Annotated in this window: 17 protein-coding genes; 6 read left to right on the forward strand and 11 right to left on the reverse strand. The window is 49.1% G+C overall.

Translation table 11 applies throughout. The annotated features are described in order from the left end of the window. Nucleotides 1-38 precede the first annotated feature (38 nt). Nucleotides 39-1,370 carry a D-serine ammonia-lyase gene (locus EL341_RS00065; protein WP_074824425.1) on the forward strand — a complete coding sequence of 444 codons (1,332 nt, stop codon included), beginning with the start codon at nt 39-41 and terminating at the stop codon, nt 1,368-1,370. 117 nt (nt 1,371-1,487) lie between these two features. Here the strand turns inward: EL341_RS00065 and EL341_RS00070 are convergent, their stop codons facing one another. Further along, complete coding sequence (locus EL341_RS00070; protein WP_126466701.1) at nt 1,488-1,976, reverse strand: anti-virulence regulator CigR family protein; 489 nt, start codon at nt 1,974-1,976, stop codon at nt 1,488-1,490. Nucleotides 1,977-2,398: 422 nt separating this feature from the next. On the opposite strand from EL341_RS00070, the gene EL341_RS00075 reads away from it, so the two are divergent. Beyond that, nucleotides 2,399-3,532 (forward strand): IS481 family transposase, encoded by a 1,134-nt coding sequence (locus EL341_RS00075; RefSeq protein WP_126466704.1) that lies wholly within the window; start codon nt 2,399-2,401, stop codon nt 3,530-3,532. Between the two features lie 326 nt (nt 3,533-3,858). On the opposite strand, the gene maeB is transcribed toward EL341_RS00075, so the two are convergent. Further along, on the reverse strand, nt 3,859-6,138 hold the full coding sequence (gene maeB / locus EL341_RS00080; RefSeq protein WP_126466706.1) for an NADP-dependent oxaloacetate-decarboxylating malate dehydrogenase: 2,280 nt from the start codon (nt 6,136-6,138) through the stop codon (nt 3,859-3,861). Between the two features lie 500 nt (nt 6,139-6,638). Between maeB and EL341_RS00085 the strand changes: the two genes are divergently transcribed. Continuing rightward, nucleotides 6,639-6,983 (forward strand): YegP family protein, encoded by a 345-nt coding sequence (locus EL341_RS00085; protein WP_047779489.1) that lies wholly within the window; start codon nt 6,639-6,641, stop codon nt 6,981-6,983. Between the two features lie 61 nt (nt 6,984-7,044). On the opposite strand, the gene EL341_RS00090 is transcribed toward EL341_RS00085, so the two are convergent. Genes EL341_RS00090 through EL341_RS00105 form a run of 4 tightly spaced genes read right to left on the reverse strand, consistent with a single transcriptional unit; the run spans nt 7,045 to nt 11,408 of the window. Next, nucleotides 7,045-8,166 (reverse strand): ATP-grasp domain-containing protein, encoded by a 1,122-nt coding sequence (locus EL341_RS00090; RefSeq protein WP_232036625.1) that lies wholly within the window; start codon nt 8,164-8,166, stop codon nt 7,045-7,047. 5 nt (nt 8,167-8,171) lie between these two features. Continuing rightward, nucleotides 8,172-9,308, reverse strand: coding sequence for a GNAT family N-acetyltransferase (locus EL341_RS00095; protein WP_126466710.1), 1,137 nt, complete (start codon nt 9,306-9,308; stop codon nt 8,172-8,174). Nucleotides 9,309-9,353: 45 nt separating this feature from the next. Continuing rightward, nucleotides 9,354-9,920, reverse strand: coding sequence for a GNAT family N-acetyltransferase (locus EL341_RS00100; RefSeq protein ID WP_126466712.1), 567 nt, complete (start codon nt 9,918-9,920; stop codon nt 9,354-9,356). A gap of 39 nt (nt 9,921-9,959) precedes the next feature. After that, the gene (locus EL341_RS00105) at nt 9,960-11,408 is read right to left on the reverse strand and encodes an MFS transporter (RefSeq protein WP_126466714.1); all 1,449 of its coding nucleotides are present in this window, start codon (nt 11,406-11,408) and stop codon (nt 9,960-9,962) included. Between the two features lie 442 nt (nt 11,409-11,850). Between EL341_RS00105 and EL341_RS00110 the strand changes: the two genes are divergently transcribed. Then, the gene (locus tag EL341_RS00110; RefSeq protein ID WP_126466716.1) at nt 11,851-13,536 is read left to right on the forward strand and encodes a molecular chaperone HscC; all 1,686 of its coding nucleotides are present in this window, start codon (nt 11,851-11,853) and stop codon (nt 13,534-13,536) included. A 54-nt stretch (nt 13,537-13,590) separates the two neighbouring features. Here the strand turns inward: EL341_RS00110 and EL341_RS00115 are convergent, their stop codons facing one another. The 4 genes from EL341_RS00115 to EL341_RS00130 all read right to left on the reverse strand — a co-directional run bounded on the left by EL341_RS00115 (nt 13,591) and on the right by EL341_RS00130 (nt 19,741). Continuing rightward, nucleotides 13,591-15,048: an NAD-dependent succinate-semialdehyde dehydrogenase gene (locus tag EL341_RS00115; protein WP_126466718.1), complete on the reverse strand. Its 1,458-nt coding sequence runs from the start codon at nt 15,046-15,048 to the stop codon at nt 13,591-13,593. Between the two features lie 110 nt (nt 15,049-15,158). Continuing rightward, nucleotides 15,159-16,253, reverse strand: coding sequence for a tartrate dehydrogenase (locus EL341_RS00120; RefSeq protein WP_074824789.1), 1,095 nt, complete (start codon nt 16,251-16,253; stop codon nt 15,159-15,161). Between the two features lie 51 nt (nt 16,254-16,304). Then, nucleotides 16,305-19,031 carry a J domain-containing protein gene (locus EL341_RS00125; protein WP_074824786.1) on the reverse strand — a complete coding sequence of 909 codons (2,727 nt, stop codon included), beginning with the start codon at nt 19,029-19,031 and terminating at the stop codon, nt 16,305-16,307. Further along, nucleotides 19,028-19,741, reverse strand: a complete 714-nt coding sequence (locus tag EL341_RS00130) for a DUF1266 domain-containing protein (protein WP_074824783.1) — start codon at nt 19,739-19,741, stop codon at nt 19,028-19,030. The genes EL341_RS00125 and EL341_RS00130 overlap by 4 nt, the downstream gene beginning before the upstream one ends. A 364-nt stretch (nt 19,742-20,105) precedes the next feature. On the opposite strand from EL341_RS00130, the gene EL341_RS00135 reads away from it, so the two are divergent. Together EL341_RS00135 and EL341_RS00140 are read left to right on the forward strand one after the other, a co-directional pair. Then, a complete protein-coding gene (locus EL341_RS00135) occupies nt 20,106-21,257 on the forward strand; it encodes an MFS transporter (protein ID WP_047782427.1) in 1,152 nt (383 codons plus the stop codon). Nucleotides 21,258-21,336: 79 nt separating this feature from the next. Next, on the forward strand, nt 21,337-21,861 hold the full coding sequence (locus EL341_RS00140) for a GNAT family N-acetyltransferase (protein WP_074824780.1): 525 nt from the start codon (nt 21,337-21,339) through the stop codon (nt 21,859-21,861). Nucleotides 21,862-21,900: 39 nt separating this feature from the next. Here EL341_RS00140 and EL341_RS00145 read toward each other — a convergent pair whose 3' ends face one another. Further along, the gene (locus EL341_RS00145; protein WP_074824777.1) at nt 21,901-22,860 is read right to left on the reverse strand and encodes a threonine/serine dehydratase; all 960 of its coding nucleotides are present in this window, start codon (nt 22,858-22,860) and stop codon (nt 21,901-21,903) included. Nucleotides 22,861-23,175 lie beyond the last annotated feature (315 nt).

Raw genomic sequence — 23,175 nt, forward strand, 5'->3', positions numbered from 1 at the left:
GGGTTTAACGGCGTGGTTTAACCGAAAAGAGACATATTATGAAAAACACAGAAATTCAGACACTAATGACCGATTTTCCACTGGTTAAAAAGCTGATTGATTTAGAGGAAGTGACCTGGTTTAACCCTAAAGCCACGACGTTAAAAGAGGGACTTCCCTATGTCGGTTTGAACCATGATAACGTTAAGGATGCTGAACAGCGTTTAGAACGGTTTGCTCCTTACCTGTGTCAGGCATTCCCGGAAACTCAGGCAACCAACGGTATTATTGAGTCTGACGTGGTAGCTATTCCGGCAATGCAAACAACGCTGGAGCAACGTTATGGCGTCGATATCGCCGGTAAAATTCTGCTGAAAAAAGACAGCCATCTGCCTATCTCCGGTTCGATTAAAGCCCGGGGCGGAATTTATGAAGTGTTAACCCACGCGGAAAAGCTGGCGCTGGAGGCGGGTTTACTGCAAGAGAGTGATGATTACAGCAAACTCTTTTCTGATGAGTTCAGACAGTTTTTTAGCCAGTACAGTATTGCGGTAGGTTCAACCGGTAATCTGGGCATGTCTATCGGTATTATGAGCGCTAAATTAGGCTTTAGCGTGAGTGTGCATATGTCTGCCGATGCCCGAGAGTGGAAAAAGCAGAAGCTGCGTTCCCACGGCGTGAATGTCGTGGAATATGAACAAGATTATGGCGTCGCCGTAGCGCAAGGTCGTAAAGAAGCGGAGTCAGATCCGAACTGCTTCTTTATCGATGATGAAAACTCTCAGACACTGTTCCTCGGTTATTCCGTCGCCGGTAGTCGATTGAAGAAGCAGTTTGAGCAAATGAATATTGTGGTGGATGAACAACATCCTCTGTTTGTCTATTTACCTTGCGGCGTTGGTGGAGGCCCAGGGGGTGTGGCATTTGGTCTGAAGCTGGCATTTGGCGATCACGTTCATTGCCTTTTTGCTGAACCAACCCACTCGCCATGTATGCTGCTAGGCGTACATACCGGCCTGCACGATAATATCGCGGTACAGGATCTCGGTATTGATAACGTCACGGCTGCGGATGGACTGGCGGTTGGTCGGGCATCTGGTTTTGTTGGTCGGGCGATGGAACGTCTGTTGGATGGTTACTACACCATCAGCGATCAAGAAATGTACGATCTGCTAGGGTTGCTGAACCGTGATGAAGCTATTCAGTTGGAACCTTCTGCGCTGGCCGGTATGGCTGGGCCGTCAAGGGTGGAGCAAGATGCCGAGTATTTGGCAGATAAGCAACTGACGGCAGAAAAAATGAAAAATGCGACCCATTTGGTTTGGGCGACCGGTGGTGGCATGGTGCCAGCCGAAGAGATGGCTAAATATTTGGCGACCGCTAAGATTTAAGCATTAGTCTGGATAGTAGAAAGGGCAGTGCCATGTTATGGCGCTGCCCTTTATCGTTATATAAATCATAAAAAGGATCGGCGGAAATTTTTATGATTAGATATTTTATATCTGACGTTAGTTAAAGACCCCTTGAAGAATGGTATTAACAATAAGCGTAGTGACGGCCACAAGCACCAAATCGTCACCCACGACATACCATTCATAGCCAGGATAATGAGGTAATTCGTTTAGCATATTGGTTGGCACCATTTTTTTAGCAATGCCAGGAGGTAAGGGCTTACCTCTTGCTAAATTTTTAGCGATACCGGGAGGAAGCGATGAATACCCGGTAAAACCGTAACGTACCGCCAATTCTCTGGCTTGATCAAAGGTCGCTGCGGTATTGCCTGGCCCTTTATTAGTGTGAGCGTTTCCTTTGGCTTTGTTGTTCTCTTTATGCTGACTTTTGCCATGTTGTTTTTGGCCATGGTTTTGCTGATGAGCTTTCCCATTCCCATTCCCATTCCCATTGCCGTTTCCATGAGGATCTGCGATGGCAGGCATTGATGCTAATGCAAATGGGATTAGTGCAGTCAACACAAAGGCTGTTAGTTTTCGGCTCATTTCTGACATTCTCACTTATGTAGTGTGCAATGTAATAAGTTTAGGACGGTATGTAGAATGATCAACTTTGGGTGTTTTGCCGGGCGAGCAAGGTGTTCAGATTCGTTATGTCAGTGTCAGTAAACGGTTTAGATCAGAAAGGAAGAAAGTAGGTAAGTGACGAATAAAAAGTGGGTAATGAGGTTGATGTTGGTTAAGCTGAATAACGGCGAAAGTTTCGTCCACTATCAGTACAGAGAATAAATTAACGTTGGTGCACGTGGCCGAGCAAAGGGCGTTAGAGCGAACGCTGTATGGACTGGGGACATAGGTAACAGGTGTTCAGGGACATAGGTAACACTTTTTAGAACGTAATCGCTGGTGCTTTTACGTTTTGTTGTTCCATTATCGGCATATCACTATTCCATACTAAGGAGAGTTATATGCCGTGGAATGAGGTTACCATCATGTCTTTAAAAGAAGAGTTTGTTACTCTGGCCACTTTACCCGGGGCGAATATCTCTGAGTTGGCACGGCGATTCTCTATTAGTCGGAAGACGGCTTATAAATGGCTCTCTCGTTACCAGCAACAAGGTCTCCCGGGATTAGCTGAACGTTCACGTAAGCCCTTGTCTTCACCCTCCAAAACCGCCGATGATGTTGAACTCAAGCTGATAACGCTACGTCAACGTTATCCCGCCTGGGGACCCAGAAAGCTCAAACGATATCTGGAAAATAAAGGAGAAAGCGTCCCTGCCGTTGCCACCGTTGCCGCTATATTGAAGCGTCATCACCTCATTGAGCCTCAGGCTTCCCTACAGGCTCAACACTGGCAGCGCTTTGAACATCCTCACCCCAATGACTTGTGGCAAATGGATTTTAAGGGGTGGTTCTATGTCAGCAATCAGCGCTGCTTTCCACTGACTATTCTTGATGACCACTCTCGTTTTTCACTGTGTTTACGAGGTTGTCAGGGCGAGTCACATGACGATGTTAAACCCGTTCTGATTGATGTATTCCGCCATTACGGCTTGCCCGTTGCTATGACAATGGATAATGGGGCACCGTGGGGAGTTTCCCGAGCACATTACCGCTTTACACGTTTAAGTGCCTGGTTAATTCATCTTGGAATACGAGTGTCCCATTCACGCCCTCATCATCCTCAGACACAAGGTAAAGACGAACGTTTTCATCGTTCTTTAAAAGCGGAAGTATTAAATAATCGGGCATTTAGTGAAATGAGACAATGCCAGACGGCTTTTGATAGCTGGCGACGAATTTATAACTGCAAACGGCCTCACGATGCCTTATCACTGGAGGTACCAATCTCGCGTTATCAAATCAGTCAGCGTGCTTATCCTGAGACATTGCCTGCAATAGAATATGATGAAGGGCTGGTGGTGAGAAAGGTTCAAATGAATGGACACATCTGTCTCTATGGTAAGAGATATTTGGTCAGCAATGCATTCTGGGGATATCCGGTCCTGGTAAAAGAAACCGCTGATGAGTATGAAAGAGATATCTATTTTACTCACCAGCGTATTGCCAAAATTGACTTACGTAGGCCATTGGATTAGAAATAATGTGTAACCCATGTCTCCGAACACCTGTTACCTATGTCTATAATCCATACAGAACGCCCTCTGCACTCCCGCGCCTTCGCCCCCGAATCCAGGTCGCCTACCGGCGACTCCCCTCCGTCTTCGTTCGGGTTAACGCACCGGCGCTGATTTGCTCCGGGCAAAGCAGCGCCTCGTCCATCATCCCTGATGGACGTGCTCCCTCACTCAGTTGTCGGCTGAATTCCAGCGCTCAATAGAAAGGACCAAAGATAAACTGCTCACATTTTCTTAACTGAACAAGCATGAGGCAATGAGCTCGCTTTTTATCTTCAACCAATCAATCACAATGTTTGCGTTTGTGCTTCCGCAGCGGCTAAAGCCACCATATTCACAATTCGTCTTACCGAAGCCACCGGCGTCAGGATATGGACTGGTTTCGAGATACCCATCAATACCGGACCAACGGTAACGCCTTCAGAGGAAGAAACACGCAGCAGGTTGTAGCTGATACGCGCTGATTCCATATTTGGCATAATCAGAATATTGGCGGAACCTTTTAGTGGGCTGTCTGGCATCACACCGTGACGAATGCTTTCTACCAGTGCGGCATCACCATGCATTTCACCGTCGATTTCCAGTTCTGGGGCAGCCTGTTTCACCAGCTCAAGTACTTGGCGCATTTTGCGGGCGCTTGGGCTATCGGACGTACCGAAGCTTGAATGGGACAGCAGGGCAACCTTTGGCTCAATACCGAAGCGGCGTACCGATTCTGCCGCCATTAAGGTGATTTCGCTCAACTGTTCTGGCGTTGGATCATCGTTAACATAAGTATCGGCAATAAAGGTGTTACCGCTTGGCAGAATAACGGCATTCATGGCGCAGGCGGTATTCACGCCGTCACGGTAGCCAAATATGTTTTTCACCACATCATAGTGATCGTGATAATTACCGATGGTTCCGCAAATCAGGCCATCAGCTTCACCGCGCTGTACCATAATCGAGCCAATCAGGGTTGGATTACCGATCACCGTACGCTGCGCCTGTTCACGGGACACCCCCTGACGCTTCATCAACTGGTAATACTCATTCCAGTATTCGTTAAAGCGTGGATCGGATTCGTTATTCACGATTTCAAAGTCTTGGCCGGCAACGATCTGCAAGCCGAGTTTTTTCAGGCGCATTTCGATAACGCTTGGGCGACCAATCAGAATTGGAAAGGCCAGGTTCTGGGAAATAATTTCCTGAGTAGCGTGCAGCACACGCTCTTCTTCCCCTTCTGCAAACACCATGCGCTTCAGCTGTTTTTTCGCCTGAGAGAAAATTGGCTTCATAAACAGATTGGTTTTATAGATAAACTGAGTCAGATGCTCAACGTAGGCGTCCATATCGTGGATTGGTCGCTCGGCGACCCCAGAATCCATGGCTGCTTGGGCCACTGCCGGCGCTATTTTGACAATTAAACGCGGATCAAACGGCTTGGGAATAATATATTCTGGCCCGAAAGAGAGTTCCTGATCGCCATAGGCGGAGGAAACCACATCGCTTTGCTCTGCCAGCGCCAGATCGGCAATGGCGCGTACCGCGGCCAGCTTCATTTCTTCATTGATGACTGTTGCACCCACGTCGAGCGCCCCACGGAACAGGAATGGGAAGCAAAGGACGTTGTTAACCTGATTTGGATAGTCGGAGCGACCGGTACAGACGATAGCGTCCGGACGCACTGCTTTTGCCAGCGGTGGAAGAATCTCGGGTTCCGGGTTGGCTAAGGCTAGAATCAACGGCTGGTTTGCCATTTGTTTAACCATATCCTGAGTCAGTACGCCGGGGCCTGAACAGCCAAGGAAAATATCTGAGCCAGCGATAACGTCGGCCAGACTGCGCTTGCCGCTGTCCACCACCGCATACAGGGCTTTGTTCTCTTCCATATTTTGGTCGCGGCCCTGATAGATTACCCCGCGAGAGTCACATACGCTGATGTGCTCTTTCTTCATACCCAGAGCGACTAACAGGTTGAGGCAGGCAATGGCGGCGGCACCGGCGCCGGAAACCACTAATGTAACCTCTGCAATGTGTTTGTTGACGACGCGTAGACCGTTTAAGACTGCGGCCGCACAAATAATCGCCGTACCGTGCTGATCGTCATGGAAGACCGGAATATTCATGCGTTCACGCAGGACTTTCTCGATATGGAAACACTCCGGCGCTTTAATATCTTCTAGGTTGATACCGCCAAAGGTCGGTTCCAGAGAGGCGATAATATCGATCAGTTTCTCTGGATCGGTTTCATCAATCTCAATATCGAATACATCGATACCGGCGAATTTTTTGAACAGAACGCCTTTCCCTTCCATGACCGGCTTACCGGCGAGGGCACCAATATTGCCCAGCCCCAGAACAGCGGTACCGTTAGAGATAACCGCCACTAAATTACCGCGAGCGGTATATTTATAGGAGGCCAGCGGATCTTCGGCAATTTCGAGACAAGGGGCGGCAACACCCGGAGAATAGGCCAGGGCTAAATCACGTTGAGTAGCAAGGGGTTTAGTTGGAACGATTTTTATTTTTCCCGGTACCGGAAACTGGTGGAAATCGAGAGCGCTTTGTTTTAGTTGTTCGTCCATTTTTATATCCTTTTCAATGCAATATGGCATAAAGCCCGCAGCACTGGGTGTAGGTTTCGGCAGACTGAAAAGACCTGAGGTTGCCAGTCTTTGTTATCACTGTTGATTTACATAATATAAGACACAGTTAACCAACAATATTAACATTAATTTAATCTTTCACCATGCAAGCTGGGTCACGTTATTGCGTAAATTGATAGGCAATAACGCACGATCTTAAACATATTGAATGCACCGATCGGGGTTATCGAGCAACTGGTTAGATTTACGTTAAATATCATTAGATTAATTTTACAGGCTATTTTTCTTGCGGTAATGACTACCAGAGTACATTCCATCAACTATGCTTAATAACAACAGGTTAAAAAGAGTTCATTTTTATGCGGTGCACGTAGGCTCTTTTAACCATAGGGTGACGCTATAAAGTTGCAATGAATCCCATATCCACATGGGGAGATGCTGTCACTAGAGATATTTTATCCATCAAAGGTGAGCTGACAATGAGTGCTAAATTTGAAATTTTTCATGGTAAAAATGATGAGTTCTATTTCCGCTTAAAGGCGAGCAACGGGCAGATTATTCTTGCTAGTGAAGGCTATACCACCAAGGCGAACTGCCAAAATGGGATTAAATCTGTAAAAGCTCATGCCGGTGACGTTAAGCATTTTGAGAAGAAGGTGACTTCAAACAGTAAGTTCTGCTTTAACCTGAAGTCGTCTAACGGTCAGGTGATTGGTACCAGTCAGACTTACACCACGGAACAGTCAAGGGATGCAGGTATTACGTCCGTTAGCCATAATGCGCCGGACGCGGCAGTCGTGGATTTAACTGCGCATACGGCTTAACAGTAGCCGTTGACCGATTTTTGCACCCTGTAGCACTTCGTCCGCTAGGCGATGTCTCGCACTAGCGGACCTTTTTGCGTGCCGATGACTGATATGAATCGGCATCATAAATAATATCTTCCGTTAGATAATCGATCAGGGGTTGACGCTTTATCAGCGCGCAGAGGGTTAACCAGCCTAAAATAAAGGGCATCAGCAGGAATGGCCAAGGATCGTGCCAATTCGCGATCATATCCTGACTATGGCGATAGATTTTGCCGGTTTTGCGCCATTTTTTCTTGCCGATGATTTTAGCCAACCAGATGGTTTTTAATCCGTAGCGCTGTTTCTCCATCATTAAGATTTTTTCCGGGATATATTCAGGCATAAAGACCTGCGGAAGCTGTTCGCCCAGCAGTACGGCACCATGAGTCAGACGCGGATTGCATTCAATAAAATAGTATTCCTGCCCGTCATACATAAAATCCAAGCTGATAGAACCGCTTAATTGATGGCTTTCAATAAAACGCTGCATATATTCGAAGACTTTTTGCGAGCGATAAGGGGTAAATACCAAGCTGGCGGCGTTTTCCAGACCAAAATTGGTCAGGTAACAGGCGTAAGCTAATAGCTTACCCTGTCGAGCAAAACCATAAGTACAGATCTGCACCCCATTAATCCGCTGCTGCTTAACGTATTGTCCCTGATGGCGCTGATTTAACCCTTGCCGATCAAATATCACCTGATTACCAAAGCGTGAATAGACCGGTTTCACAATGTATTTTTGCCAGTCCACATTATCATCACACAGATATTCGGTGTGAGGCGCAGGGATACCCGCTTGTTGAGCCAGTTGAATATTGGAGAATTTACCGTGCAGTTGCTCCAACAGCGGTTGTGCTACCACGTCAAACTGGATGGATAATGCTCTGATCTGCTGCTGAAGTCGGCCATAATGCAGAATATCTTCATTGACTGGAATCAGGACATCCGGCCGTTCGCGCTCCAGTAATTCCAGCAACAACGCGCTGAACTGTTCGAAGTGATATACCGGATCGGGTAACAGATGGTAATGGCTTACGCTGTTGGAAAAGCGGCTAAAGGTTACTGACTTATGTTCAATAATTGAGACTTTCCAACCTTTTTTCTTCCACAGTCGAGCCAGAACCAGACAGATAGGGGAGCGTCCACCGCTTAGCATCACATGTTTCAAAATATCTGCTTCCTGCCGTATTTTTCACCGAGCCAATTGATCAGCCCTGCAAATAATTGGAATGTGTAGCGCCTTAGCCGTGAGATGCGCACATCAGCATAATAGCTGTATTCCAGATAAACCTGCGCACCACGCCGCATTTTATAATCCCCTGCGCCGGAGCTCATATTTAGCACGTTTCCGTTGCCTGCCTGCATCAGGGAAATCAGCGTGGCAATACGATATAGCCCAGCCTGTCGCGGGTAATCCGGGTCATAGCCGATAAGGGGGGTCGTTAGGGAATGACCGACTTTATATAAGCCGGCAATGGCCACCAGTTTATCGCCGTCAAACACACCGTGTAATGTTAGCGCTCGATGCCTGACCATATCCACGAAGTATTGCACGGTAAACTGTGGGTTATAGCGTGAATATTTATCCAGATACAGCACGTCATACAGCCGTTTTGCCGCTTCCGCGTATTGTTGTATATCTTGGTCGATTAAGCGAAGCGTGAAGGTGGTTTGTTTTAGGAGCTTTAAGTCCCGCTGGATACTGTTGCGTTTTTTCTGTGACTCTAACGTCTGGTCAGTGATAAAAACCTGCCGTGATACCAGACGTTGATAACCCAGCGCCGTCAGGTTTTTCATCATGTCCTGATGGGCATAGTCATTGAGCGAACGGTAAACAATGCGCTGAGTGGTAAAGCGCTGCCGGATAAAACGATCGATATGGCGTAGCTGTTCTGCATTCCACTCTGGGTGGAAGTTGGTCGAAATAAAGGTATTGCCGATATACACCACATCATCTAATTGTTGGTGAGCGAACAGCTTTCCCAACAGACGAACGACTAACTTCAGCGGCTTTTTCCAGTACTGACCCTCAATTAAATCCAGCTCATCTTGCAGGTAGTCAAAATAGTGAGTAATCAGTGAGGCGGTATAAGTTTTCTGCTTCTCCGTGCGGATTTGGGCTACCAGCGTCAGTTCACCCGCCAGCTCCAGTGCGTAACATTGGGTTGAAACGGGTAGGTTAGTGATGAGATCGCCGGGTGCGGCGGAAAGCAGCGCTTTAATCGACGGGTAAAGCGCATGCCCGGTTAAGGTACAGCGACTAAAATCATCCGGGCTGTATAACGTAATGGGGTGGTTCATCTGGCCAATTTCTTCCCTGAAAAGGTGTTCAGACACGATGTATTGTTATTGGTTATCGAGCGCCAGCCACTGTGACTTGGAGAGTGTATACAGACAGTGCCGACGTAACGGATGACCTGCCTTTACCGCTGGGTGATCGAAATTATCGGCTGCCGGCTGCATGCCTAGTTTTTTCATCACTGCCTGAGAACGCTGATTAATTACTGCGGTAAAGGCGACAATTTCTTCCAGCCCCAGCCGTTCAAAGCCTACCCGTAAGGCTCCTTGGGCGGCTTCGGTGGCGTATCCCTGACCCCAGAAGGGTTTAGCCAGACGCCAGCCGATTTCGACACAGGGTGAAAACGGTAACTCTGCGGTAGGAATATGCAGGCCAACCAATCCAATAAACTGACCGCTTTGTTTCAATTCTACTGCCCAGAAGCCCCAACCGCGTTCAGCAATCAGCCCCTGACAGCGATCGACCATCGCATTACTTTCAGCATCATTTAATGGTGCCAGAAAGAATTCCATAACCTCAGGATCGGCGCTCATAGCGGCAAAATGTTGGCGATCGCTCTCTTTCCATTGGCGTAGGAACAGGCGTTCTGTTGTAAATTCTATCGGTTTAACCATGCTGTTCTCTTAATTAGTCAGGGGATACGATGACAGTGCCTATACCATGGTATAGGCCTTTTCTAATCCTTTATCCCGATCGTCGTGGTCACCTGCGGTTCCGTCTTCCGACTCATGTTCTCCAGGTTCCCGAATAATAATAACAGCAGTCTCAGTTTCTTCTCCAGTCTGTTCGCGCGGGTTTTCATGCGTGTCTGTGGTTTCCTGCTCATCTGTCGCTGGTTCTGGTGCGGGCATGCTCTCTTGAATCATCTGTTCATCAAAGCTGGGGTTCAGGGCCGGTGAGAGAGGGGAACTCATCAGACTGTCCGGCATGGCAATATGAGGTAATGGTGCATCTTCGACAAAATGCGTTTCTTGTCTTTTGGTCGTACGGCTGAGTAATACCGTAATTAGACCGCATAGAATAAAGAACGCATACAAAATATTACCGCCTAAAGGCTCCATCAACGCCCCAACAATTAGTGGGCCGATACTGGCACCAACGCCAAATGACATCAAGAGACAGGCCGCCAGTGAAACCCGCCGTTCCGGTTCTATCTGGTCGTTAGCTAAAGCGACGACCAACGGATAGAGGGTAAATTGCAACATCCCTACCAGAAAACCAATTCCCAGCAGCAGATAGAAGGAAATATGGGGCAGTATCGCCAGCGGTAATGCTGCTACGACCAACATGAGGGCGATAATGCGTAATAGCACCAATCGATTATAGCGATCGGATAGCCAACTGAATGGCAGTTGAGCTACCAGTCCGGCGAAAATAGAGGTCGCCATAAACAAACCGGTTTGCTGGGTAGAGAGGGATTGCAGGCTAGCGTAGACCGGTGCCAGCCCGTAAAACGAGCCAACTAACATACCAATGACCAGCGTTGAAGCCAGTATCTTGGGGATTGAGCTGATAAAAAAGCGCAGTTCCATCGGTGCCGGAGAAATCTGTTGCGCATGACTGCGGGTGGTCAGTGCAATGGGGACCAAACAAAGGGAAAAACAGATGGCAATAATCAGTAAGGATTGAATGCCTAAATCCGGCTGCACCATCAGTACCAACTGACCGAGCGCCATCCCCAGATAGGAGGCTGCCATATAGAAGCCAAATACCACGCCACGTTGGTTCGGGGCCGCCTGATCGTTAAACCAGCTTTCCAGTACCATATACTGACACATCAGGCACAGACCAATAATCAGCCGTAGTCCGACCCAGATGGGAATAAATTCGGTCACGCCGTGCAGCAACACCGCTGCGGTAATAATACCGGCACAGGAGACATAGGTTCGAATATGGCCGACCCGACCAATCAGAAAATAGCCAACCTTACCGCCTAAAACCAGACCAATATAGTTAGCGGCAATAATCGCACCAATTAAGACCCCGTTAACGTTGGCGGAGGCCAGACGCAGTGAGATATAAGTGGTTAACAACCCGGCACCGAGCAGCATGATCATGGTGGTGGTATACAGCGGAAAGAATACGCCAAGGGCTTTTTTCACGGTTCCTCCAGTGGTGGGTTTTTAGGCTGGGGCTTACGGATGGTAGCAAAATATAAGGCCAGATGCATTGTTGTTAAGGATTGACCCGATAGCTAGGTATGACTTTCGCCACTAAAAAAGTATCGATTCAAATGGGCTACAGCGCATGTGGCGAGCAAGGGGGCGTTGGGGCGAACGCCCCCCTGCACAGCCGACTGTTGGCCGACGCGATGCGACGGCAACCTCGCTCAGCCCAAAGGCTTAACGCACCGGCATAGACCCGCTCCCGGCGGACTATGCCTTTCGCCGCATCCCTGCGGCTCTGCTACCTTTGGTCTTTCCTCGGCAACATTTGGATGCTTCAATTAAAGTCAGGGCCAAGATCTCAACGGGTCATTGGGTTTGATTCGTTTCTTCTCCCCCGATATGATGCTGAGCTATGGAATGAAACGAGGTGAAAGTCATGAATGGAGAGCAGGTGTCTGTACCGGCAATTGGTATCGATTTGGGGACAACCAACAGTCTTATTAGTATCTGGCAGGATGGCAAAGCCCATCTGATTCCCAATTCCTTGGGGGAATACCTCACCCCTTCGGCCATTAGTATCGATGAGGATGACTCGATTCTTATTGGTCGACCGGCTTTATCTCGCCTGACAACCCATCCATCGAAAACTGCGGCGCTGTTTAAGCGTTATATGGGCAGTAATAAACAATTTAAGCTCGGCGAAAAAACGTTTAGTGCGCCTGAGCTGTCGGCGCTGGTGCTGAAATCCCTGAAGGCCGATGCGGAAGCTTGGACTGGGCAGGCGATTAAAGACGTGGTGATCTCTGTTCCGGCTTATTTCAGCGATGAGCAGCGTAAGCAAACCCGTTTTGCCGCCGAACTCGCCGGATTAAATGCGGTACGTTTGATTAATGAACCGACGGCAGCGGCAATGGCCTACGGCCTGCACACCCAAGAGTTTGGGCGTACGTTGGTGTTTGATCTGGGCGGTGGGACGTTTGACGTTACCGTACTGGAATATGCTTTACCGTTAATTGAAGTGCACTCTTCTGCTGGTGATAACTATTTGGGTGGTGAGGACTTTACTCACGCGCTGGTGAAAGCCTGTCTGAAAGAGTGGAAGCTGGATGAAGGCACGATTACGCCGGAAGCCATGGCTCGCCTGAATGATGCCGCCGAAGAAATAAAATGTCGCCTGAGTACGCAGGAATCAGAGCTAAGCTGGCACTGGCAGGATAAAGAATGGTGCTATAGTTTGGACGATCGGCAGGCGGAAAAGCTGTGGCTACCGCTGATTAATCGCTTGCGGGCGCCGATTGAACAGGCGCTGAGCGATGCCCGTTTACAGCCGCAAGAGCTTGACCATCTGGTGTTGGTTGGCGGTGCTTCCCGGTTGGGCGTTATCCAACGTATGGTGGTGCGCCTGTTTGGTAAAATGCCTCACCAGCATCTTGACCCAAGTACCATTGTGGCGCTGGGTGCTGCGGTACAGGCTGCCTGTCGTCTGCGGGATGAAGACATTGATGAAGTTATCCTGACCGACGTTTGCCCTTATACCTTGGGTATTGCAACCGGTAACGGTAAGGTCTCCGGTATCTTCTCACCGATTATTGAACGTAATACGGTGGTGCCAACTTCCCGGGTGGAAACCTTCTATACCAATCATCCTGAGCAGAAATTTATTCGGGTGGCGGTGTATCAGGGGGAAAGTCCTCGAGTTGATAGCAATATTCTGGTTGAAGAGTTTGAAGTGCCTGTGGAGCCGAATGGCCAGATTCAGGCGCTGGATATTCGCTTCAGCTACGATATTAACGGACTTCTGGAAGTGGACGTTAATCTGCTGGAGAGCGGAAGCAGCTATTCCAAGGTGATTGACCATAGCCCTATTGGCTTGAGCGAAGCCCAAAAGCAGGCCAGTCACGATCGGCTAAAATCCCTCAAGATTCACCCACGGGATACCATGCCGAACCGAGCGCTGATGGCGCGTCTGGAACGTGCCTGGTCGCAGTCGCTGGGGGATGAACGATTACAGATTGGTATTTGGCTACAGGAGTTTGATGAAACCCTTGCCGCTCATAAAGAAGAATTGATTAATGAAGTGCGCGAGCGTTTGGTCGACTATTTGGATTCAATGAAGCTGTAAATTCGATATGAAGCGTGTGCCGCAATACCATGGTGTATTGCGGCACATCTGGCTTTAGCTGTTTAATCCCCCCTGACAGAGATATTTCAACTCCAGATAATCATCTATTCCGTACTCGGAACCTTCCCGCCCCAGCCCTGACTGTTTTACGCCGCCAAACGGTGCCACTTCGTTAGAAATCAGCCCAGTATTGATGCCAACCATACCGTATTCTAATGCTTCGCTAACGCGCCAGATACGTGCCGGATCTTTACTGTAGAAGTAGGCAGCCAGTCCATAGATGGTGTTGTTAGCCAACTGGATGGCCTGTGCTTCATCATCGAAAACCACCAGTGGCGCAACCGGCCCGAAGATTTCTTGTTCCAGCAGTTTGGCGCCAGCGCTAACGTGACCAAGCACCGTTGGGGTGACGAAATTACCGCCAAGAGGATGGGGGCTATTGCCGGCTAACACCTGCGCGCCGTGGGATAAAGCATCATCAATCAGTTCCTGAACTTTCCGTACGGCTTTGTCGTTAATTAATGGGCCAACCTGAATATCTTTACCCAGCCCAGAGCCGACTTTAAGTTGGCTAACCCGTAGGGTGAACTGTTCAGCGAAACTGTCGTAAATATCGCGCTGGATATAGAAGCGATTAGCGCATACGCAGGTTTGTCCGGCATTGCGAAACTTGGCGGCAATGGCCCCTTCTACCGCAGCGGGAATATCCGCATCGTTAAAGACGATAAACGGGGCATTACCACCCAGTTCAAGGGAGACTTTTTTAATGGTTTCTGCGCTCTGGCGCATCAATAAACGTCCCACTTCCGTCGAGCCGGTAAAGGTCAGTTTGCGAACTTCCGGGTGAGCGGTAAGCACACCGCCGATGGCGGCAGGATGGCCGGTGACCACGTTAAATACTCCAGCAGGAATACCTGCGCGATTGGCCAGTTCTGCGAGCGCTAAGGCGGAATAAGGGGTTTCGCTGGCGGGTTTGAGCACCATGGTACAACCGGCAGCTAATGCCGGACCGGCTTTACGGGTAATCATCGCCGCCGGGAAATTCCATGGGGTAATTGCAGCGCAAACGCCAATCGGCTGCTTAATGACCATCAGACGCTTATCTGCCGTTGGCGATGGAATAATTTCACCATTGGTTCGTTTGCACTGCTCGGCAAACCATTCAATCAACGACGCGGCATAGCGAATTTCCCCTTCCGCCTCAGCCAATGGTTTTCCCTGCTCCCGCGTCATAATCATCGCCAGATCTTGGCGGTGCTCGATAATTAAGTCGAACCATTTACGCAGTAGCGTGGCGCGCTGTTGGGCCGGCATTGCTTTCCAGTTGGTTAACGCCAGACGAGCCGCATCGACAGCCATCAGTGTATCGGTTTCATCCATATCGGGTATTTGACCAAGGCATTCACCGCTGGCGGGGTCAGTGACGTCGATAGTTTTTTTGCTGTTGGCATCAAGCCAAATACCGTTGATAAAGGCTTGCTGCCTGAAGAGCGTTGGATCGGTTAGGTTCATGATGATGACCTCCGGTTTTCTATAAGAAATGAAGAAGAGCGCATTGGAATAGGCGTAATTCTATTCCTGCATTTTCAGCGTATCCTTGCTGTTTTGGTTGTTCTTTAAGGCTAAAAGTCGCCCGATGCTAATAAGTCAGTAATAGCCTGACCGACTTCCTGTGTTGAAGCATTACCGCCGAGATCGCGGGTTTTCGGGCCTTGGGCGATGGCGTGTTCAATGGCCTTAAGAATACCATCGTGCGCCGCTTGATAGCGGCTATCCCCTTCACCGAGGACGCTGAGCATCATGGCACCGGTCCAGATCATGGCGATAGGGTTAGCGATGTTTTGGCCGTAAATATCCGGCGCTGAACCATGAACCGGTTCAAACATCGAGGGAAAGTTGCGTTCAGGATTGATATTAGCCGAGGGGGCAATGCCGATAGTGCCTGCACAGGCCGGACCAAGGTCGGACAGAATATCGCCAAACAGATTAGAGGCGACCACCACATCGAAACGCTCAGGGCTTAACACAAAGCGGGCACACAGAATATCAATGTGCTGTTTATCCCACTGAATGTCAGGATAGTTCCCAGCCATTAGCGCCAGACGCTCATCCCAGTAGGGCATACTGATGGCCATACCGTTAGATTTTGTGGCCGAGGTGAGCAGGCGACGAGGGCGGGTTTGCGCCAGTTCAAAGGCGTATTTAAGAATGCGATCGACTCCGTGGCGAGTGAAGATTGACTCCTGCACCACAAATTCCCGTTCGGTACCCTCAAACATGCGGCCACCCAATGACGAGTATTCACCTTCGGTGTTTTCCCGCACGACATAGAAATCGATATCTCCCGGTTTTTTATTGGCCAGCGGGCAGGGTACGCCGGGAAATAGCCTCACCGGACGCAGGTTGACGTACTGATCGAACTCTCGACGGAATTTCAGCAGTGAGCCCCAAAGGGAGATATGGTCAGGGACTTTATCTGGCCAGCCGACGGCGCCGAAGTAGATAGCGTCAAAGGATTTGAGTAATTCAAACCAGTTATCCGGCATCATTTGGCCGTGGCTAAGGTAGTAATCGCAACTGGCCCAGTCAAAGGTTTCGAACTCAAGGTTGAGATGCCAGCGCCGGGCTGCCGCTTCCAATACGCGGACTCCTTCTGGTAACACTTCTTTGCCGATTCCGTCGCCGGGAATGGCGGCAATTCTGTAAGTCTTATTCATCAGGAGCCTCTCTTGTTTGATTATATTAAACCAACGGGCGCATGTTGCTGGCTAAGTTTGATTAAACCATCCGCTTGCCGGTGGGCCTGCTTTATTGGCAAAGGGAACGCCGGGTGCTAGTAACAGATACAGCATACTGATTGGGAATACCACGGCAACGACGGTGAGTAATACGTTTACTATTTTGCCATGGTCTAAATCATTTAGTCGTCTGGTAGCGGCACAAGCAATATTGACGTACAACAGGCAGGTGAGGATGATTTGCCCGTCCAGCGTACTGGAAAAATGCGTCAAAAGGTAAGCGATCATAAAGGCAAAAATCGAGCCACAGAATAACTGCGCCATAAACCCGGTGCGGTTTAAGCGGGTATTAACGCGCCAGAACGCCCAAACGGAAGCGGGTTTAGTCTCATCGGTGGTTTGTTTTTTGCGCCGATAGTTAAACTCTTGTAATAGCAGCTTTGCCACTAATCGCAGCGTGATATCTTCATTGACGTTTTGTTGGCAGTCGAGCAGGAGCTGATGGGTATGTTCCGACATGAGGTGTCGCTCATTACGACGCATCTCGATGATTTCGTTTATCAGTGCCAGCAAGCGTGGGTTGAGGATATTTTTTGCCAGTGGATAAGGTTTGGCGTTAAGCAGTGACTCTTTTAAGGTCGCTTCTGTTGGCTCATCGGTAACCATTTCCTCAATCATACCGGTAAAACGCTCCGTGCGGCTGCTGAGTCCAAAGTAAGCACAGGCGGCATAGAAAACCATTTGATTGGTTTGATTTGATTTGGCGATCTGCTCGCGCCACGGTGTGCTACTGATATAAAAGTGATCGATAGAGTAGGAACTATTGGTTTGTGAATTATCCAGATAGTCTTGCGGAGTAATTGGCAGACGAGTCCATGAGTGATGTTGCAGAATATTGCTGAGGGTCAGCTTATTCATGTACTGCTCGACAATATCTCCTTGCTCAGGATCGATTGACTGAATTATTTGCCAAAACGGGTGTAGAGGATGTTGCTCTTCGATATGCAGATTTTTCATCCGCATAATCATGGCTAAAGATTCCGCCGGTTTTTCCAGCAACAGAACCAGCGCGTAGCATTTACGACACCATTCCCAGTAGTCTTCTCCATTGACCGGTGGCGGTAGGCTGGTGCTATTTTGTAAGGCAATAAAGCTTACCCAGTCGGTAATAATTTCCAGATTGTTGCCAAACTGTTCACTGTTTACCAAGCGTTCTAACTGTTCATCGGCCATCCAGCGACGCTCTAACAGCCAGTGGAGACACTGCTGATAGATATCCGCATCGCGGTCGTTAAATATTTCCGGTAGCTGTTCTGCGGTAGGGGCATACAGCCATTGGCTAAATGTGGCAATGACCTGAGAGTTTTCCAGCCAGGTCAGACGTTGCTGTGCCAGATGCTTTAGACCTTCAAGTATCAGCTTATCCAGCGGATCATCCGACAGTGGTTCATCAATAATCTGTTGCAGTAGCGTTTCGTTGCCTAACCTCAACATACTGGCATGCCGATACAAATGGAGGACTGGATCGCTACCGTCATCCTCAACCAGATGGCGCAGTATGGTGGTTTGCGTTTCTTTATATAATTTCCAATTGGCGTAGTCCTGTGCCAACTGCGGTAGCGGATATTGCAGTGCATCACCCCATCGTAGTAGGGTTTTGGTGGTCTGGGCGGGTGTCAGATAGCATTGATCGGGCGAATCAATCGGGATGCTGTCTGCCGGAGCATACAGCGGATTATCCATCGCCTGAATCAGCAACGGTAAACGTTCCGGTGCCTGGGTTTTACACCAGTTTAGCAGCCACGCCTCTGCCGCCGCGTGGCGTTCAAGGGTGTAGAGACGAATCCAGTAGGGCAGCGCTTGTTGATCATCGCCGTTCAGCGAGCATTGAGAAGCATATAAATAAAGCCAGTCGATATTGTCTGGTTCGTCAGTCAGTCTTTGCAGGCAGTAGTCGCTGAGTTCCGGGTAACCAAATCCAGCGTAGGTGTACCAGCGGCAGCGTCGTTCCATCAATTCTGGCGTATCGGGCCAATATACCGCGCTTGGCTGCTCCAGATAGGCTCTCAACATCCACGCGGGTCTTTCCCAGAACAGGAAGTGAATAGAGCTGATGTGATCGAAGCTGGCGTTCTGCGCCGCCAGCGGCAGGTCTGACAGCAGGGTCAGGTCGAGAATATCCCCTTTAGCAATGAAATCCAGGTATTCATCCATACTATGTGCATGTTCATCCTGTAGTTCATTCAGTCGCTGTTTCCAACGCAGACGTTCGGCCAAAATCAGTGCGCAATTTCTGGAGATAAAGCTGGCGTTATAGACCGCCTGTAGCAGAGGCCAACGCAGTTGATTAACCACTTCGATTGAGTGCTTGTCCAGCTCTTGAATGTATTCGTGCCAGGCATCAGGCTGATAGCGTTTTTGCGGATTGTTCAGTAAGGCATCGAAATCTGCGGTTAATTGATCGATAGCGGGCTGTTCCGGATGAGGTTCAGCGGTTTCTGGCGGTTGGTTTTCTTCGCCGTTTTCCTGCGAGTCTGATTCAACAGGCGTCAATGCACCGTCGCTCAGGGCTGAAATCGGCGTAAAGTCTGACTGAATGCCTTTTTTCGCCTGCTCAAACGCCTGACGTAGATTCTGGAATCCTTGGGGATCGCTTTCCGGATGGTATTCCGGTAATTTTTGGCGATAAGCGTTACGGATAATGTCCTGATCGTTGGTTGGCTCAATGCCTAATATTTCCCAGCAACTCTGACTCATGACCAGTCAACCTCCTGTAATGATGCTGGCTTTTCGATCTCCAGTTCCGTTGGGTCGATATCCCATGAAAGGTGCTTATAAGGACTATCAGGAGAGGTTGATAACTGTAAGGCGACACTGACGTTTGAATCCAGCCCGCCTTTAGCGCTAAGGGCATAGCGTTTGAACTCCGGGCGCTCTTCACCAAGGGCGAGCCAAAAGGTTCTGCCAATGAGAAATCCGGCGGTATATTCCTGCCAACTACCATAAAAATGACGGGCGCGGCTGGCAATACGGGAGTGGAACCACAGGCTTTCTTCCTCCGTCAGCCATTGGTTGAGTACCCCAATGCGGCAGAGAAAGCTCATGCGACTAAGATCCCAAGACTTAATGCCGCCAGAGCCGCAAATAGCGGCTGAGTTTGAGACAAACTCCAACGATACCAGACGCTCTTCTTCCTGATCTTCGATATAGTTTTTCCACTGGAGTGGTGAGAGCTGGTGCCATAAGTAATAGGGATAGGAGAGTTCTTCGGCGTGCCCGTTATCGATCATGCGGATAACGGTATCGATCAGTGACGATTTAGAATCGATCCCCCAACTATCGTTTAGATCCAACATGGGATCGTTCGGATAAAACTTGGGATCAACGTAAGAAGCACCGTGTTCAATGTTCATGGCGGCCGTAGGTGCAGACAGTGCAAACAGCCAATGTTGATATTTTTGGTCCATCAATAAGCTCAACAACAGTTATGACGTGTATACCTCGATACTACTACAGAAAGAATTTCCCATCAAAGTAGGAAAAAATGTGTTGTGCATAATTCTGGATACTGCTATCACTTGCTATTCAGGAAGCTATTAGTAACACATTGGGATATGCCACAAGTTATCTTGTGCTGTTTCTTTATTGTTCTGTGGATTAACGCTGCCTGTTCTATGCTGAATCTGTTCCGATTATTTTCCGCCTATTCGATAGGCGCTTCATTTGATTGTGGGGATAAATCTGGTGTCACATTCAACGACTTCACCGAAGGCGCTGGTACAAAAAACAGTGTCTAAACATAAGTTATTGACCATCGCGGGTTTAGGATGGATGTTTGATGCCCTCGACGTTGGGCTATTGTCATTTTTACTGGCGGCACTGAAGCAGGATTGGGGACTGACGGCTCAGCAAATGGGCTGGATTGGCAGCGTTAACTCAATTGGTATGGCGGTAGGGGCATTTGTTTTTGGCGTTATGGCCGATCGTACCGGGCGTAAGTCGGCGTTTATCGTGACGCTGCTGTTATTCAGCATTGGTAGCGGCCTGACCGCGCTGGTTTCTACGTTGGCGGCGTTGTTGGTACTGCGGTTTATTATCGGTATGGGGCTCGGTGGTGAGTTACCTGTTGCTTCAACCTTGGTGTCTGAAAGCGTAGAGTCTCACGAACGCGGACGTATTGTGGTGCTGCTGGAAAGCTTCTGGGCATTTGGCTGGCTGGGCGCGGCGCTAATCGCTTACTTTATTATTCCTAATTATGGCTGGCGTATTGCCATGCTGATCAGTGCGCTACCGGCGTTTTATGCCATTTATCTGCGCTGGAACTTACCGGATTCTCCGCGCTTTAACCGCAGTGAAGTCAAACAGCGGAAGCCTTCCATTGTGAGTAATATTACGGCGGTGTGGTCGGCGGATTATCGTAAAGCGACGGTGATGCTGTGGATCCTTTGGTTCTGCGTGGTGTTCTCCTATTATGGCATGTTCCTGTGGCTACCCAGCGTGGTGATGCTCAAAGGTTTTAGTTTGGTGAAGAGCTTCCAGTACGTATTAATTATGACGCTGGCTCAACTGCCTGGCTATTTCACCGCCGCTTGGCTGATTGAACGCTATGGGCGCAAGTTTGTTTTGGCAACCTATTTAACCGGAACCGCGGTATCGGCCTATTTCTTTGGTGCGTCCGATAGTGTGACGCAGTTGCTGGTATTCGGTATGTTGCTCTCTTTCTTTAACCTTGGTGCCTGGGGCGCGTTGTATGCCTATACACCAGAGCAGTATCCGACAGCTATTCGCGCCACAGGGGCCGGTATGGCGGCCTCTATTGGCCGTGTCGGTGGAATTCTCGGCCCTTTAATGGTGGGCTATTTGGTGGCGGTCAACAGTTCGATCTCCCTGATTTTTACGCTGTTCTGCGCCTCTATTATGGTGGCAGTTGTTGCCGTAATGGTATTAGGTAAAGAAACGCGACAAATGGATTTAATGCCGTAAACGTTATTGACGATAAGTTTAGGTGCCGGCATCGTTTGCCGGCATTTTTTTGGGTAAATATGGGTAACGAGATAAAAATATGAGCGCTGATGATGTCATTCGCTTAGCTAGTATTATCGATCTGCCAATACTGGCTGATATTGAGCGTGCGGCGGCAGAATTATTTCCTGATGATGTCCTGCCCGCGGAACAGCGGCAACATACGCTACCGCAGGCGGTGTTACAGCAGGCGCAGTGCGAGAAACGATTGTGGGTTGCGCAGGATACCTCGGGGTTAGTGGTCGGGTTTGTGTTAGCCGATAGTGTCGGGGACTGGGGATGGATACAGGAAATTAGCGTTCATCCACAGGCTGGTCGACAGGGCATTGGACGCCGCTTAATGACCACGGCCATCGAGTGGTCGCGGCAGCGGGGCTGTTGCTATGTTGGGTTGACCACGTTTGAGGGTATGGCGTGGAATGCGCCGTTTTACCGGCGGCTTGGTTTCAGGGATTTTGTCTCACAGCCAATGCCGGCATTTTTGCGTCAGGCGTTGGCAGATGAACGCCAGTGGAGCCGCAGTCCGCGGGTAGCACTCTGTTATGCGTTTGGGAGCAGCAGTTAATCAGGGGCGGGTTTCCCCTGAATCACCGGTGATATAGGATTATTCCGCGACTGCGTTAATAAACTTCTCCAGCACAATATTTTTTCCACACAACACCACGGCGATTTTTTTACCTTTAAACTGCGGCGCGAGTTTTATCGCTGCGGCCAATGCTACGCCAGCGGCGCCTTCTATCATCCAGCGGTCGGTGCGAGCAACCAAACGCATAGCGTGGCGAATTTGTTCTTCGCTCACTAACTCATAGCGATCGATAACCTGCTGGCAGAGTGGAAAAGTGATCGCGCCGGGTTCTATGCCGCCTGCGGTACCGTCCGACAGCGTTGGCTGTTCAGCTACTTCAATAATGCTGCCGGCCTTCAGGCTGGCGTACATACTGGTTGCGTTGGCAGGCCAGCAGCCAATGATTTTGGTGTTGGGTGATAAGTGTTTAAAGGCCGCGCCAATACCGGATATTAGCCCTCCGCCACCGACGGCAACAAAGATGGCATCCAGATCTGCCTGCTGCTCAATCATTTCCATACCGGCGGTACCCTGACCGGCAATAATATATTTGTCGTTATAGGGAGAGATAAAGGGCTTGCCCTGTAAATTAGCCTGTCGCGATGCTTCAAGTTCAGCGGTAAGCGCATCCCCCTCGACTAATTCAACATCAGCACCGTAGGCACAAATGGCATCCAGCTTAACTTGGGCTGCCGTCGCCGGGGCATAAACGGTAACGGGAATGCCTGCACTGCGCGCGGCCAGCGCCAATGCCTGACCGTGGTTACCGGTGGATGCGGTAATTACGCCGCTTTCACGGGCGGTGTCATTCAGCATACGTAACTTATTGACCGCGCCACGAAATTTAAATGAACCGGTATGCTGTAAGTGTTCGCATTTTAAATATAACTCGCAGTCGGTTATCAATGAGAGTAGCGGGCTAAAGTCCAGCGGCGTGGTTCTGACCTGAGGGCGAATGGCTGTGTGTGCTTCGGTAATCAGCTGATAAAGGGATTGCATAATCTCTCCTTAAATTTATCCCATTAGTTTTAGCTTGAGGGAGGTGAGATGTCGAGTGATGAACGAGATCGGCATGCAATAAAAGAGTGATATTTACCTACTGCGATGTCAGATAACGATAAGTTGCCTCGTACTTTTACCACGCATAAAGATTTATATTAGGCGATTCATCATATCTTCCTTGTTATCACACCTATTCTCTTCTATATCTATTCAAGATCAGTACGTTACTTTTCGCTTTCAGCTTTTTATATTCAGTAGTTTAGGGTAACGATTACTTTTGTGCTGTGATGCCTGATTTTTATTGGTGGCTTA

The organism is Pragia fontium, assembly GCF_900638655.1.
In the GTDB taxonomy this organism is placed as follows: domain Bacteria; phylum Pseudomonadota; class Gammaproteobacteria; order Enterobacterales; family Enterobacteriaceae; genus Pragia; species Pragia fontium.

Bases quoted from the DNA above. Each gene is read 5' to 3' on its own strand.
- EL341_RS00100 (WP_126466712.1), bottom strand. From the start codon at position 9,920: ATGGTTAAACCGATAGAATTTACAACAGAACGCCTGTTCCTACGCCAA.
- EL341_RS00130 (WP_074824783.1), bottom strand. From the start codon at position 19,741: ATGGACCAAAAATATCAACATTGGCTGTTTGCACTGTCTGCACCTACG.
- EL341_RS00125 (WP_074824786.1), bottom strand. From the start codon at position 19,031: ATGAGTCAGAGTTGCTGGGAAATATTAGGCATTGAGCCAACCAACGAT.
- EL341_RS00075 (WP_126466704.1), top strand. From the start codon at position 2,399: ATGCCGTGGAATGAGGTTACCATCATGTCTTTAAAAGAAGAGTTTGTT.
- EL341_RS00145 (WP_074824777.1), bottom strand. From the start codon at position 22,860: ATGCAATCCCTTTATCAGCTGATTACCGAAGCACACACAGCCATTCGC.
- EL341_RS00135 (WP_047782427.1), top strand. From the start codon at position 20,106: ATGTTTGATGCCCTCGACGTTGGGCTATTGTCATTTTTACTGGCGGCA.
- EL341_RS00120 (WP_074824789.1), bottom strand. From the start codon at position 16,253: ATGAATAAGACTTACAGAATTGCCGCCATTCCCGGCGACGGAATCGGC.
- maeB (WP_126466706.1), bottom strand. From the start codon at position 6,138: ATGGACGAACAACTAAAACAAAGCGCTCTCGATTTCCACCAGTTTCCG.
- EL341_RS00065 (WP_074824425.1), top strand. From the start codon at position 39: ATGAAAAACACAGAAATTCAGACACTAATGACCGATTTTCCACTGGTT.
- EL341_RS00115 (WP_126466718.1), bottom strand. From the start codon at position 15,048: ATGAACCTAACCGATCCAACGCTCTTCAGGCAGCAAGCCTTTATCAAC.
- EL341_RS00095 (WP_126466710.1), bottom strand. From the start codon at position 9,308: ATGAACCACCCCATTACGTTATACAGCCCGGATGATTTTAGTCGCTGT.
- EL341_RS00085 (WP_047779489.1), top strand. From the start codon at position 6,639: ATGAGTGCTAAATTTGAAATTTTTCATGGTAAAAATGATGAGTTCTAT.
- EL341_RS00110 (WP_126466716.1), top strand. From the start codon at position 11,851: ATGAATGGAGAGCAGGTGTCTGTACCGGCAATTGGTATCGATTTGGGG.
- EL341_RS00070 (WP_126466701.1), bottom strand. From the start codon at position 1,976: ATGAGCCGAAAACTAACAGCCTTTGTGTTGACTGCACTAATCCCATTT.
- EL341_RS00140 (WP_074824780.1), top strand. From the start codon at position 21,337: ATGAGCGCTGATGATGTCATTCGCTTAGCTAGTATTATCGATCTGCCA.